General features: G+C 72.0%; 11 protein-coding genes. 3 read left to right on the top strand and 8 right to left on the bottom strand.

The window, feature by feature from the left end:
- Positions 1-266 precede the first annotated feature (266 nt).
- Positions 267-1,760, bottom strand: coding sequence for a hypothetical protein (locus ABZ641_RS00320; RefSeq protein ID WP_359978049.1), 1,494 nt, complete (start codon positions 1,758-1,760; stop codon positions 267-269).
- 591 nt (positions 1,761-2,351) lie between these two features.
- On the opposite strand from ABZ641_RS00320, the gene ABZ641_RS00315 reads away from it, so the two are divergent.
- Positions 2,352-2,903, top strand: a complete 552-nt coding sequence (locus tag ABZ641_RS00315) for an SRPBCC family protein (RefSeq protein WP_344625891.1) — start codon at positions 2,352-2,354, stop codon at positions 2,901-2,903.
- Between the two features lie 34 nt (positions 2,904-2,937).
- Here ABZ641_RS00315 and ABZ641_RS00310 read toward each other — a convergent pair whose 3' ends face one another.
- Positions 2,938-4,107 (bottom strand): low temperature requirement protein A, encoded by a 1,170-nt coding sequence (locus ABZ641_RS00310; RefSeq protein ID WP_359978047.1) that lies wholly within the window; start codon positions 4,105-4,107, stop codon positions 2,938-2,940.
- Positions 4,108-4,216: 109 nt separating this feature from the next.
- Positions 4,217-5,002 (bottom strand): GntR family transcriptional regulator, encoded by a 786-nt coding sequence (locus ABZ641_RS00305; protein WP_344625889.1) that lies wholly within the window; start codon positions 5,000-5,002, stop codon positions 4,217-4,219.
- 128 nt (positions 5,003-5,130) lie between these two features.
- Here ABZ641_RS00305 and ABZ641_RS00300 point away from each other — a divergent pair, with 128 nt between their 5' ends.
- Positions 5,131-5,724, top strand: a complete 594-nt coding sequence (locus tag ABZ641_RS00300; protein ID WP_359978045.1) for an ATP-binding protein — start codon at positions 5,131-5,133, stop codon at positions 5,722-5,724.
- Here ABZ641_RS00300 and ABZ641_RS00295 read toward each other — a convergent pair.
- The 3 genes from ABZ641_RS00295 to ABZ641_RS00285 form a co-directional block, all read right to left on the bottom strand.
- Positions 5,694-6,506, bottom strand: coding sequence for a serine protease (locus tag ABZ641_RS00295; protein WP_359978044.1), 813 nt, complete (start codon positions 6,504-6,506; stop codon positions 5,694-5,696). The two genes, ABZ641_RS00300 and ABZ641_RS00295, sit on opposite strands and share 31 nt — an antisense overlap.
- Before the next feature lie 167 nt (positions 6,507-6,673).
- The gene (locus tag ABZ641_RS00290; RefSeq protein WP_344625886.1) at positions 6,674-8,188 is read right to left on the bottom strand and encodes an MFS transporter; all 1,515 of its coding nucleotides are present in this window, start codon (positions 8,186-8,188) and stop codon (positions 6,674-6,676) included.
- Between the two features lie 238 nt (positions 8,189-8,426).
- The gene (locus ABZ641_RS00285) at positions 8,427-10,139 is read right to left on the bottom strand and encodes a DUF885 domain-containing protein (RefSeq protein WP_359978042.1); all 1,713 of its coding nucleotides are present in this window, start codon (positions 10,137-10,139) and stop codon (positions 8,427-8,429) included.
- 267 nt (positions 10,140-10,406) lie between these two features.
- On the opposite strand from ABZ641_RS00285, the gene ABZ641_RS00280 reads away from it, so the two are divergent.
- Entirely contained in the window at positions 10,407-11,204 is a 798-nt protein-coding gene (locus ABZ641_RS00280) for a TetR/AcrR family transcriptional regulator (protein WP_359978040.1), read from the top strand.
- An 89-nt stretch (positions 11,205-11,293) separates the two neighbouring features.
- Here the strand turns inward: ABZ641_RS00280 and ABZ641_RS00275 are convergent, their stop codons facing one another.
- The gene (locus ABZ641_RS00275; protein WP_344625883.1) at positions 11,294-12,154 is read right to left on the bottom strand and encodes a fumarylacetoacetate hydrolase family protein; all 861 of its coding nucleotides are present in this window, start codon (positions 12,152-12,154) and stop codon (positions 11,294-11,296) included.
- Positions 12,155-12,349: 195 nt separating this feature from the next.
- Positions 12,350-13,327 (bottom strand): DUF6745 domain-containing protein (locus ABZ641_RS00270; protein ID WP_359978038.1); only part of this gene is annotated, 978 nt, incomplete at its 5' end.

Genomic DNA, 13,327 nt, shown 5'->3' with positions numbered 1-13,327 from the left:
CAGAACCAGGCCCGTCGGGGCCGGGGCGGGCGGCTCCGCGGTTTTACCCACCTGCCCGGACTGGGACCCATGTCGAGCAAGAACGGGGGGCCACTCGGCCACATTGCGGTCAGGCCCAAAGAGCCCTGACCGAGTCGCAACAGCTTACGGCCCCCCGATCATGCTCGACCCCAGCCCGGACAGGACACCGGCCAAAACCACTCCACCACCCCAAAGAAAGCAAGCGGGAAGCCCCGGATCGCCACGCTTACAAACGCAATCGTTCTCTATCGAGGAATGTTCCAGGCGTGCACGAGGGCATTGTGGAGCACCAGCTTGCTCTTCAGGTAGACATCGGTATCATCGCGCCGATGATAGAACTGCATGTACGTCTCTGCTCCCCCTCGAAGATTCCCAAGAGCTCCGGCAAAAAATAGCCACGTGAGCGCCTTTTCGGACTTCTTCTTGCTCTCCGAGTCTACACCGCCAAAACACTCCGACGAAAACTCATCGAGCGTGAAAGAACTCTTAGGGAGGTGACGAAGCGTGGCCATACTTTCGCGAATGAGGTCGTTATCCTCACCGTCGCGGCCAACAAGCTCATTTTGAATGGCGTTAACAAAGTACTTGGAAGCGTACTGCAGCACCCCCTCCCTGATGATCTCTTGGGTGACCTTCCCATCCCTAGCCATAGGAAGAGTCCCCGCCTCGGCTACTCTGCGGATGTGCTCGAATAGCCTCAGCAAGTCACGGGGAGTGTGGCGCGTCAGATTCAGAAGATACTGGTGAATCGGCGTCCACTGCGGAGCACCTCCACCCCGCCCTCCATGCTGAACATCTTTCGGAAAGTACTTCTCAATAATGTCGGCAGGAGGGCTTTCGATTAGCGACCCGGCCTTCTTGTTCAGCAAGGTGAACAAGGGCGCCTGGCGCGGCTGACCTGAGAGGATTCGCCAGTCCAGGTCCGCACCAAAGTCCTCGCGCATCTTTCCCGCGTCCGCCAAGGCAAGGCGGGAAAAAATGTCATTTCGAGCCAGGAGGACCACGTGAGCACTCGATTCGGCAGCGCGCAGGCCTTGATTGATCGAATAGACCGCTTGCACCATAGCCGAGATAGAAGTGAAGTATTGTGGATCATTGAGATAGATCGAATCGATTCCATCCAGGATTAGCGTATGCCTATTCCCGGAGCGATTCTCGCGAATCCACTTCTCGATAAATGGGACGATATTCGAGAGATGGACCGTACTGGTCTTTTCGCGCGAAAAAATTTCCCCGACCTGGGGGATGGGGACTTTGTACGTGTTCTTGGTGGTTGCGAGGACTGCCTTGATTGGGGTCGGGTCCATAAACCCTTCCCTCCTCAACTCCTTCTCCACTCGCCGCACCTCAGAAATCTGGTGAAGCGGGCTCGACTGATCACTAAGGACCAGGTCCAGCAAAGCGCAGAGAATGATCAGCTTCCAGGCCGTGACGCTTCTTCCAACCCCCGCACTGTCCCCCGTCTTGATTCGCTCCACATCCGCGATAGGAAGCTCACTGATGTCCCGGGTGCTGACCAGCTCGGTTTCAGACTTGCTCAAATCCATATACCAGGCGACTGCTGATTTTCCAGCACCTTTGGGGCCGAGAACCAAATACTTCCTTCGATTGCGAAGATCCTGAACGATACCCTGGGGATCGATAAAGCTCTTAATGAAGGCCTCTGGATTATCTCGGGCCTCATTCTTGCTATCTGCCATCCCGAAATAGAGTTCAGTGAAGCTCGGCGAATCAGTCACAGGGGTATCCTCGCTCCGTGTGGCGTGCGGACTAGCTCGCAGGCGGGCGAGCTTGACCGTGGCAGCAGCATGCCAGAGCGCCTGACTCGGCGTCAGTATCTTGGGTTAGTTAGCCTGTCGCGCTTCACTGGCCCCCCTGTCCAGTGGCTGCCGCACCGGATAATGGGATCTGGCGGACAGCACATCGATCCTGATCGGGCTGGTAGGCCGACTCTGCCCCCAGGCGATCAGCAGCGATGCAGTAGGGCGCTGGTGAAGCGAAGTACGGACCGTGCCACGACCGCGCCAGATCCACCGGTACGCCACGGTCAGCAGGAGTCACCGGCGGACCAATATGTCGGTCTCAACCAGTACCGCATCTGCGCAGGTCACGCAGGGTGAGCACCTCCCGCCCTCCGGAGGCGGGTGCGTAGGTTCGAATCCTACCGGGGGCACTTCACCACAGGTGTCACGAAGGCCCGGGTCCACTGGACCCGGGCCTTCGTCGTGTCCGCGGGCTTCGCGCCGGACGGCGGCCCCCGGGCTGAGTGTCCGTCAGCCGCTCGGGGAGACTGGGCCGCGCACTCTGGTTCGCACGGCGGAGGAGACGGCATGCGGTACGCGGACGGGCCCACGGCGCAGGGCGGGATCCTGGTCGGGGCGGCGCCCCCGCGGGTCTGGGAGCTGGTGACCGACATCGGGCTGCCCGCCCGGCTCAGCCCCGAACTGCACCGGGTCGAATGGCTCGGCGGCGCCGTCGCACCCGCGGTGGGTGCGCGCTTCGCGGGCTTCAACCGGCACCCCGTGGCGGGCGAATGGCGGACGGTCTCGCAGATCGTCGAGTTCGACGCCGAGCGGGTCTTCGGCTGGGCCGTCCTGGACGCGGACGGCCGGTTCGGCGACCCCGCGGACGACCTCGCGGACCGGATGGCCACCTGGCGCTTCGAGCTGTCGCCGCAGGCGGACGGCACCCTCGTCCGGCAGTCCGTGCGGATCGGGCCCGGCCGCTCCGGGGTCAGCCCGTGGATCGAGCGCATGCCGGAGCGGGAGGAGGAACTGGTCGCCCGCCGGCTCGACGAACTCCGCACCGGCATCGGGGCCACCCTCGCCGGGATCAAGGCGCTCGCCGAGCGCGGCCCGGAGGCCGACCGGCCCGGCGGCTGACGCGGCACCTGCGGGTGCGGGCCGCGGCGCGCGGTCAGGCCGGGCGGGTGCGGTGGGTGCGGTGCTTGACGAGGAGGGTGAGGGCGAGGACCTCGGCGGCGCCGCAGAGGACGGCGGCCCAGGCGGGGAGCAGCAGGACGCCGGGGACGAGCAGGACGGCCGTGAGGACGAGGCAGGGGACGTACCAGCCGAGGATGGACCGGGTCGGCTCGCCGTAGCGCAGGGCGATCGCCGCGTTGGTGGTGTAGAAGCCGAGCACGCCGCCGCAGAGCGCCCAGTCGGCGCCGGACGGCAGGTGGTGGGTGGGTTCCGCGACGGCGGTGCCGAGGGCGGCGGCGAGCAGGGTGATCGCGGCGACCAGGAAGTACGGCAGGTACATCACGGTGTCGCGGATGATCCGGTGCGCCCGGTCGGCCTGGGCGCGGCCGAGGCCGCGGGCCGCGACGGTCGTGCCCCAGACGAAGAAGACCGCCGCGAGCTCGGCGACCAGCAGGAAGGCGGCGAGGGCGGCGGCGCCGGAGGCGGCGGTGAGGTGGTCGGCGAAGGTCGCGACGACGGTGAAGACGCTCTCGCCGAGGACGATCACCACGAACAGGGTGATCCGCTCGACCAGGTGCTCGATCGACAGCTGGGCGTACAGCGCGGTGCCGTACTCGCTGCGGATCGCGAGCAGGGCGATCTCCAGGGCGATGGCGATCCCCCAGAGGGCGAACCGCCAGCCGTCCGGGAGCAGGGCGGAGACCGTCCACAACGCGGCCGGGACGAGGCAGTAGGTCACCGGGCGCCAGAGCGGCAGTGCGGTCTCCCGGCGCAGGGCGGGACGCAGCCAGACCAGGAAGCAGACCACCCGCACCCAGGCGGCGCCGAGGGCGTAGAGCCAGGCGTGTCCGCCGAGGCCCTCGGGGGCGGCGGCGGCCATCACGCCGAGGCCGGGCATGGCGGCGATCAGCATGGGCTGGCTGAGCGCGCGGTCGATGTCCCGGCCGGAGATGTTGACGGTGGCCATCAGGTTGACCCAGGCCCACCAGGCCGGGAAGAAGAGCACCAGGAACCTGCCGAACTCGGCGCCGCCCGGGTCGCCGTGCAGGCCGCGGGCCAGGATCGCCACGGTCACCACGAAGACCAGGTCGAAGAAGAGCTCGAACCAGTCCGCCCGGCGCTCCTCGGGCTCGGCTGCGGCCGGCGCGCTGTCGGCGGCGGTCACGGTGTGCGGCACCTCCCGTTGTCCCGGTGCCGGGAGTGTACGGGGCAACCGGCGCACGCGAGCCGGAACGCGCCCCCGGCGCGCGTGAGGCAGGCGGGAATGCCCCGGATCAGCGGAGGACGTCACTCTCCGGGGTGATCTCGGCGGGCACGCCGATCTCGTAGACCAGCCGGCTGCGCTCGGCCGCGAGGACGATGTCGGCGGTCTCCACGGGCAGGCTTCCGGCCCAGTGGGTGCGCTCGATCGAGAGCACGGTGGAGCCCAGCGCCACGTCCAGCGGGCCGGACTCGGCCTCCAGCACCGGGCGGGCGGTGACGTCCTCGGTGACCCGGGTGACGGTCAGTCCGATCCGGGCCATCCGCTCGACCACACCGAGCCCGGCCAGCGGTCCGTACTCGGGCCGGGCGGCCGCGGTGCCGCCGGTCAGTGCGAGCGGCTCCCAGCTGGTGGAGAGCTGCGCGGGCCGGTCGGCGGCGAGGAAGACGTACTGGGTCTGCATGATCGGGTCGCCCTCGGCGATCCGCAGCCGCAGGGCGAGTGCGCCGGTGGCCCAGGTCTTCTGGGAGTCGTGCGTCCAGTGCGGGACGCCGCCGGGTCCGGGGTCGCGGGACGCCCCGGCGAAGGGGCTGCCGGCCGCGTCGTAGCGCCCGCGGGGGATCCGGGCGGGCGCCGGACGGCGGCGGACGTAGGTGCCGGAGCCGGGGCGGCCCTCGGTCAGGCCCTCGGCGTTGAGCACCCGGAGCGCCTGCCGGACGGGCTGTTCGGAGAGTCCGTGCTGGCGGCAGAGGTCGGCGATGCTGGGCATCCGCCCACCCGGCTGGTGCTCGCCGGAGAGGATCCGCGAGCGCAGCAGGTCGGCCAGTCGCAGATAGGCCGGTCGCCCCAACTCGCCCACGTCAACCCCCGTCTCACGGATCCTCGGATCAGCTTGACAACGCCGTACGCGAGCTTTCAAGCTCGCATTCGAGGTTGACGATGCGTGGTCGGCCGGTTGCGGAGTGTCCGTCGGAGGGGTGCAGCAGCATGATGTGGATCGCCCGGTTCCCCGGTGTGCCCGAGTCCGTGCGCGCGGCGCGGCGGATGGTCCGCGAGGCGCTCGGCCCGTCGGCCGGGGCCGAGGACGCGGCGCTGGTCGTGTCCGAGCTGGTGACCAACGCGGTCGTGCACAGCCGGTCCGGCGCGGGCGGCGTGCTGTGGGTGGAGGTCCGGCGCCGGCACGGGACGGTCCGGGTGTCGGTCACCGACGGCGGCACGGCGGACGGCCCCGCGCCGCACGGTCCGCCGCACCCGCTCCCGCACCGGCCGCCGGTCGACGCGGGCGACTTCGGCCGGGGGCTGCGGATCGTCGACGCGCTGGCGGCGCGCTGGGGGTCGGTCGGCGAGGCGGCCGACGGGCGGCGCACCGTCTGGGCCGAACTGGCACCCGCCCGGGGCGGGGGCCCGCCGGAGCGGACCGCCGGCCCCGCCGACCCCGCCGGCCCTGCGGCCCCCGCCAGGCCGGCGGACGACGCCCCCGCACCGGAGGCGGAGCCGCCGTCCGTCCCGCCGCAGCGCTGCCGGCTGTGCGGCACGCCGCGGCCGCCGCGTCAGGGTGCCGCGGTGACGGCCTGGCGGTAGAGGGTGGTCATGGTGTGGTCGAAGTACGAGCTGTAGGAGGTGTCGTCGGTGTCGCCGCCCTCCTGGTAGCCGCCGATGACGCCGACGACCTCGCCGGTGCGGGTGCTGATCCAGGGCCCGCCGCTGGTGCCGCCGGGGTAGCCGGGGCAGTCGATGCGGCGCTGGGTGGTGGACTGCCGGGTGGTGGTGTCGGTGCACAGCAGCGGGGCCTCGGTGCGGGCCGGGTAGCCGTAGAGGCGGACCTGCGAGGTGAAGGTGTCGTCCAGCCCGAGGGCGTTGCCGCCGACGACGTCCTCGATCCGGTGGCCGTCGGAGGCCGGGGCGACCCGGAGGATCGCGTAGTCGGCGTCCTCGTCGCGGTCCTGCGTCCAGGCGTCGGGGGCGTAGATCGCGGTGACCTTCCAGCTGCCGTACGGGGTGCTGCCGTCGCGGTACGCGGGGACGAAGCTCAGGCCGTCGGTGCTGCCGACGCAGTGGGCCGCGGTGAGGACGAGGTCGCGGGTCGGGCTCTGCAGCACGCTGGCGGAGCAGAAGTGGTGGCCCGGCCCGACGGTGCCGCTGAACAGGGCGCCGACCCGGGCGGCCGACGGGTCGGCGGGGGCGGTGGCGGTGGTGCCGAGGACGGGGGCGGCGTCGAGGACGGCGGTGGCGGCGGGCGAGGCGGTGGCGGGCGAGCTGCCGAGGACGTGGGCGGCGGCGAGCAGTCCCGCCGTGGCGAGGGCCGCCGCCGGGGTGGCGAGCAGCGACCGGAGCCGGGGGCGGGACGTGCGGGGGCTGCTCATCGGCGAACTCCTCCTGGCCGGGGGTGTCGGCTCCACTCTGGGCCGCCGGGCTGTGAAGCGGGTGATCCGAAGGTGGGAAAGCGGTGAGAGATCCGTACACGATCCCGCCCCGGCCCCGGAGGAGTCCAGGGCCGGGGCGGCGTGTCGCCGGGCCGGGGAGGTGCGGTTCAGCGCGGTTCGGCGGCGGGGCGGGCGGTGGCCTGGGCCGGTTCGGCCGCGGTGCTCCCGGCCTCGCCGGGCGCCGGTTTGTGGTCGATCATCAGGAAGGCGATGACCGCGGCGACCAGCAGGATGCCCATGGCGACGGTGGTGGCGATCGCGTAGCCGTGCACCTGGCCCTGTTTGAGGACGAGCGGATCGGCCGCGTTGCGGGTGGCCAGCCAGGTCGCGGTGGCGCTGGCCGCGATGGTGTTGAGCAGCGCCACGCCGATCGAACCGCCGACCTGCTGGGCGCTGTTGATGATGGCCGAGGCGGCGCCGGTCTCGTTCGGCGCGACGCCGAGGGTGGCCAGGCTCAGCGAGGGCATGAAGACCAGGCCCATGCCGAAGCCGAGCAGCAGTTCGGCGGGCAGCACCATGGTCGCGTAGGGGCTGTCGACCTTCATCTGGGTCAGCCAGGCCATGCCGCCCGCGCCGAGCAGCAGGCCGGGGACGACGAGCGCCCGCGAGGGCACCCGGGTCATCAGGTTGGCCGCGATGCCGGTGGCGCTGATGACGATGGCCGCGGTCATCGGCAGGAAGGAGACGCCCGCCATGACCGGCGAGAAGCCCTTGACCACCTGCATGTAGTAGGTGAGGAAGAGGAACAGGCCGAACATGCCGATCACGGCGAGGCCGACGGCGATGGCGCCGCCGCCGCGGTTGCGGTCGGAGACGATGTGCAGCGGCAGCAGCGGGTGGTCGGTGCGGCGCTCGAAGAGGACGAAAACGAAGAGCAGCGCGACACCGACGCACAGCGAGGTCAGCACCAGCCAGTCGACCCAGCCGCGGGAGACGGCCTCGGAGGTGCCGAACACGATCAGCAGCAGGCCGCCGCAGCCGAGGAAGGCGCCGGGCAGGTCCAGCCTGACGCGGTGGCCCTTGGCGACGTGGTCGCGCTTCAGCAGGGCGTACGCGGCGAGGGCGGCGCCGATGGCGATCGGGATGTTGACGAACAGGCACCAGCGCCAGTTCAGGTACTCGGTGAGCAGGCCGCCCATGATCAGGCCGATCGCGGCGCCGCCGCCGGCGAGTGCGCCGAAGACGCCGAAGGCGGTGGCGCGTTCCTTCGCGTCGGTGAAGGTCGTGGAGAGCAGCGACAGCGCGGAGGGTGCGAGGAGCGCGCCGAAGGCGCCCTGCAGGGCACGCGCACCGAACAGCATCCAGGGTTCGGTGGCGAATCCGCCGATGGCGGAGGCCAGCGCGAAGCCCAGCAGGCCGATCAGGAAGGTGCGTTTGCGGCCGAAGAGGTCGCCGATCCGGCCGCCGAGGAGCAGCAGGCCGCCGAAGGCCAGGGTGTAGGCCGTGATGACCCACTGCCGGTTGCCGTCGGATATGCCCAGGTCCTTCTGGGCGGAGGGCAGGGCGATGTTCACGATCGTCGCGTCGAGGACGATCATCAGCTGGGCGATGGCGATGACTGCCAGGGCCCACCAGCGACGGGGGTCGACCGCCTGCTCGTCCTGTGCGTGCTGGAGGGACACCGTGGGCCGCCTTCCGGAGGGGATGGTGGGAAGGGCGCACGCAGCGCTCCTCCCAGGGAATCTCTCGGGATGGCGAGGGGCAAGGTTTTTTGTCAGTAAATGTCTGAATTAGGACTAAAGTCCTAAACATCTCACCGTCCTCCGGCCGACCCCCGGCCGGGTCACGGGTCGCACCGGCCCGCCGCGGCGGCGGGCCGGGCCGGTGCGACCCCCGGGCGCGGGGATCCGGCGGCGGCGGTCAGAGCGCGGACAGCTCCGCGACCAGGTCGTCGAGGCCGAGCGAGCCCTGCGACAGCGCGGCCATGTGCCAGGCCTTGAGGTCGAACTCCTCGCCGCGGGCCTCGGCGGCGGACCGGGCGGCGGCGCGACCGGTCAGCCAGGCGCGCTCGCCCAGCTTGTAGCCGATGGCCTGGCCGGGCATGCCGAGGTAGCGGACCAGCTCGCTGTCCAGGAACTCGGCGGACAGGCCGCAGTACCGGCCGAAGAACTCCCGGGCGTCGTCGGGCAGCATCGCCTCGCCCGGCTTGAACGGGGAGTCCGCCGGGAAGTCCAGGCCGGCGTGCATGCCGATGTCGACGATGACCCGCAGCACCCGCATCATCTGCGCGTTGAGGTAGCCGAGCCGGTGGCCGGGGTCGGTGAGGTAGCCGAGCTCGTCCATCAGGCGCTCCGCGTACAGCGCCCAGCCCTCCAGGTTGGCGCTGACGCTGCCGAGGGTGACCTGGTAGGTCGAGAGCCGGTCGGCGAGGTACGTCCACTGCGCGAGCTGCAGGTGGTGGCCGGGGACGCCCTCGTGGTACCAGGTCGAGACGAGGTCCCAGACCGGGAAGGACTCGCGGCCGAGGGTGGGCAGCCAGGTGCGGCCGGGACGGGAGAAGTCGAGCGAGGGCTGGGTGTAGTAGGGCGCTGCGGCACTGCCGACCGGGGCGAGCCGTGACTCGACCTTCAGCAGCGGCTCGGCGAGGTCGAAGTGGGTGCCCTGGAGGTCGGCGATGGCGCCGTCCATCAGGCCCTGCAGGTAGTCGCGGGCGTTCTCCTCGCCCTTGATCGCCGGGCCGTCGGTCTCCAGCCAGTGCATCGCCTCCATCGGGGTGGCACCGGGCAGCACCTTCTCGGCCTCGGCGCGCATCTGCGCGTCCAGGTCGTGGAACTGCTCCCAGGCCCAGGCGTACGCCTCGTCGAGGTCGAGGGCGGCGCCCGTCCAGTAGCGCACCCAGCGGGTGTAGCGCTCGCGGCCGACGGTGTCCGGGACGTCGGCGGCGGCCGGGCCGTAGACGTCGCGCAGCCAGTCGCGCAGGGCGGCGAGCGCGTCCGAGGCGGCGACGGCGGTGGCGGTCAGGCCCTCGCGCAGCGACTCGGGGGCGTCCTGCACGAACGCGCCGAACCAGCCGCCGGGGACCTCGCCCTCCAGCCACTCGCCGATCTGGCCGACCACCGTGGTGACCTGGCGGGGGCCGGAGAGCAGGCCGCGCTCGACGCCCTCGGCGAGGGTGGCGCGGTACTGGTCGAGCGCGGCCGGCACCCGGGCGAGACGGCGGCCGATCAGCTCCCACTCCTGCTCGGTACCGGTCGGCATGAGGGTGAACACCTCGCGCACGTCGTGCACCGGCGAGCCGAGGTTGCGCACCGCGCGGTACTCCTCGCCCGCTTCGTGCAGGGCGAGTTCGGCGGTGAGGCGCTCGCGGAGCAGACGGGCGCAGCGCCGCTCCGCCTCGTCGTCGGCGGTGCCGGCGGCCTCGGCGGCGTCGAGTTCGGCGAGGGTGGAGCGGGCGAGGTCGGCGAGCGCCGCGCGTCCGGCCGGTGAGAGGTCGGTGATGCGGTCGTCGTCCGGGTTGAGGCCGAGGTACACCGCGGTCAGCGGGTCGAGGTCGGCGAGGGCGTGGACGTAGGCGTCGGCGATACGGCGCGGGGTGGGGCCGTCGACAGCGGGGGTGATCGGTTCTTGGACCATTCGGCCATCCTGTCGCAGCATTCGGCGATTTCAAGACCCTTTCGGTACGGGCTCGCACGATTGACGGAGGGTCCGGCCCGCCCGGGGTGGACGCCGCGGCGCAACGGGTCACCGGGTGTGCGCGGGCCTGCGCCGAGGGTGCCGGGGCACGGCCGCGGCCCCGGCGCGGCCCCGGTGCGGCTCCGGTGCGGCTCCGGTGCGGCGAGGTGCGGAAACGGGCGGTGCGGGCGCTCCCCCGCGGCGGGCCGAAGCCCTAGGCTGGCGGCCATGGCAGCCAGACCAGCGAGTTCTCCCGCCGCTCCCGACGCTCCCGACGACGCGTCGACGGAGGAGCGGCCGCGCCGCGCCGCGTACCGCCGGCTGTCGGTCGAGCAGCGCCGGGAGCAGCTGATCGCGGTGGCGTTGGAGCTGTTCAGCTCGCGGCCGCCCGAGGAGGTCGGCCTGGACGACGTGGCGCAGGCCGCCGGCGCCTCCCGCCCCCTGGTCTACCGCTACTTCGCCGGCGGCAAGCAGCAGTTGTACGAGGCGGCGCTGCGCAGCGCCGCCGAGGAGCTGAGCCGCCGGTTCACGGTGCACGGCGGGGGTTCGCCGACCGAGCAGCTGTCGAGCGTGCTGGACGCGTACTTCGACTTCGTGGCCGAGCACGCGGCGGGCTACGGCGCGCTGCTGCGCGGCGGTTCGGTGGTGGAGACGGCGCGGACCTCGGCGATCGTCGACGAGGTGCGGCGGGTGGCGCTGAGGCGCACGCTGCGGCACCTGGGGGTGCGCTCGCCTGGGCCGCGGATGACCCTGCTGGTGCGGTCGTGGATCTCCGTGGTGGAGGCGTCGGCGCTCAGCTGGCTGGACGAGGGCCGACAGATCCCGAAGGAGTCGCTGCGGGACTGGCTGGTGGACGAGTTCGTCGCGATGAGCGCCGCGGCGGCGGCGCACGACCGGCAGGCGGCCCGGATGCTGGCCGGGGTGCTGGCGCTGGAGCCTCCGGACGGGCCCGCGGCCGCGCTGGTGGCGCGGCTGCGGGCGCTCCTGCCGGCACAGCCGGGCGCACCGGACCGGGGCAGGGCCTGAGGGCGCCTCTTGAACGGCGTACGGACGGCCGGCCCCGGGGCGCGCGGGGGCACCTGAATCGATCTCCCGAGCGCCCCCGGAAACAACTCCTACGCACTGCCGAGGAGTTGGCGTTGGCGGCCGAGGTCGCCGACTTCGAGTTCGACGATGTCGCCGGGGCGCAGGAAGGACGCGCCGGGGTGGCCGAGGGTGACGCCGGCCGGGGTGCCGGTGACGACGACGTCGCCGGGCTCCAGCACCATGAAGCGGCTGAGGTAGCGGACGGTCTCCAGCACCGGGAAGATCATGTCGGCGGTGCTGCCGTCCTGCCGGAGGGCGCCGTTGACCCAGAGCCTGAGCGGGAGCCGCTGCGGGTCGCCGACCTCGTCGGCGGTGACCAGCCAGGGCCCGAGCGGGGTGAAGGTCTCGGCGGACTTGCCCTTGTCCCACTGGCCGCCGCGCTCGTGCTGGAAGGCGCGTTCGGTGACGTCGTTGGCGGTGGTGTAGCCCGCGACGACGGCCGCCGCCTCGGCGTCGCTCTCCAGGTAGCGGGCGGTGCGGCCGATCACCACGGCGAGTTCGGCCTCGTAGTCGGTCTTCTCGGCGCCGCGCGGGATGAGCACGGTGTCGTTGGGCCCGACCACGGTGTTGCTGGGCTTGAGGAAGACGACCGGTTCGGCGGGGATCGCGGCGCCGGCCTCGGCCGCGTGGTCGCGGTAGTTGAGGCCGATGCCGACCACCTTGCCGGGGCGGGCGACGGGGGCGCCGATCCGCAGGCCGTCGAGGTCGATCCGGGGCAGCGCGCCGGAGGCCGCCTCAGCGGCCAGTGCGGCGGTGGCCGCCCGGTCGAGGCCGGCGAGGAAGGCGCCGTCGATGTCGCGGGTGCGCCCGGAGAGGTCGTACGCGGTGCCGTCGGGGCCGAGGACCGCGGGACGCTCGGCGCCCGCGGGGCCGACTCGGAGGAGCTTCACTGGCCGTCACCACCTGGTTCGTCGCATGTCGACGGGAGCTCACACACCTCGCCGCCCTATGCATCCGAGGTATATCAAGGGCCTTGACCTGCGAACCAGTGGGTGGCCTTCGGCGAATTCCTATCAATTCACACATTCGCGGGAGGGTCGGAATCGGGCGGCCGTACGGTTGACAAGCACCGCCCGGCCCACCGGTCAGGTCTCGCGCTCCGGCCGGTACTCCTCCTCCGGCACCCCGAAGGTCCAGGCGACGCCGGCCCGGGCGGTGCGGGTCGACGGCGGCACGCGCAGCCAGTAGGTGCGGAAGCTGCCGTCCGGCTCCGCGGTGGAGTTGACCACCTCGACCATCACCACCGGCTCGTCGTCCGGCAGGACGATCCGCCAGAGCACGCCGGTCTCGTCGCGGTGCAGCGGCTCGGCGCCGGACTCCGCGAGGTACCGGTCGTAGCCGTAGTGCTCCAGCATCACCCGGCGCAGCTCGGCGTTCTCCTCCGCGCGGATCCGCTCCGGGGTGAGGCCGCCGAGGCCGTCCAGGAAGTCCGCCGGTACCGGCATGCCGCGCCAGGCGTGCAGGGCGGTGCCGTCCGCCCAGGCGAGGGCCGGGCCGTCGGCGCGGTCGAGCCGGCCGGCCTCGTCCCGGTGCAGTTCGGTGGGCCGCTCGGCGATCAGCGCGACCTGCTCGTACGGCCACCACCAGCCGGTCTGCCGGGCGGCGTCGGCGAGCGGGGCGAGCGCCGGCCCGTCGAGTTCGCCGGCGGCGTCGAAGGCGGCCAGCCAGGGCGCGTCGTGCTGGCCGAGGACGGCGTCGAGCAGCGCGACCCGGACGGCCGCGCGGGCGGCCCGCGCCCGGCCGCGGACCTCGGTGTCGTCGTCCGGACCGGCCTCCGGGGCGAGCCCGTCCAGGACGGCGCCGCGGATCCGACCGGCCAGGGCCTGGTTCTGCGTCCACAGTTCGCCGCCGGTGAGCGCCCACAGCTCGGCCCAGCCGGGGGCGCCGAGCCGGGTGTGCACCCGGGCGCGGGCCTGCTCCCAGGGATAGGTGCGGACCTCCTCGCGGACGCTGGCCGCGCCCTCGGCACGCAGCGCGAGCGCGGCCCGGACGGCGGCGAGCGGGGAGTCGTACCAGCGCACCTCGGCGGGCTCGGGCAGGCCGGCCGCGCGGTACGCGGCGCG

It is taken from the genome of Kitasatospora sp. NPDC007106, assembly GCF_040634455.1.
Taxonomy (GTDB): domain Bacteria; phylum Actinomycetota; class Actinomycetes; order Streptomycetales; family Streptomycetaceae; genus Kitasatospora; species Kitasatospora arboriphila.
This window is presented reverse-complemented; position numbering and strand designations above follow the sequence as displayed.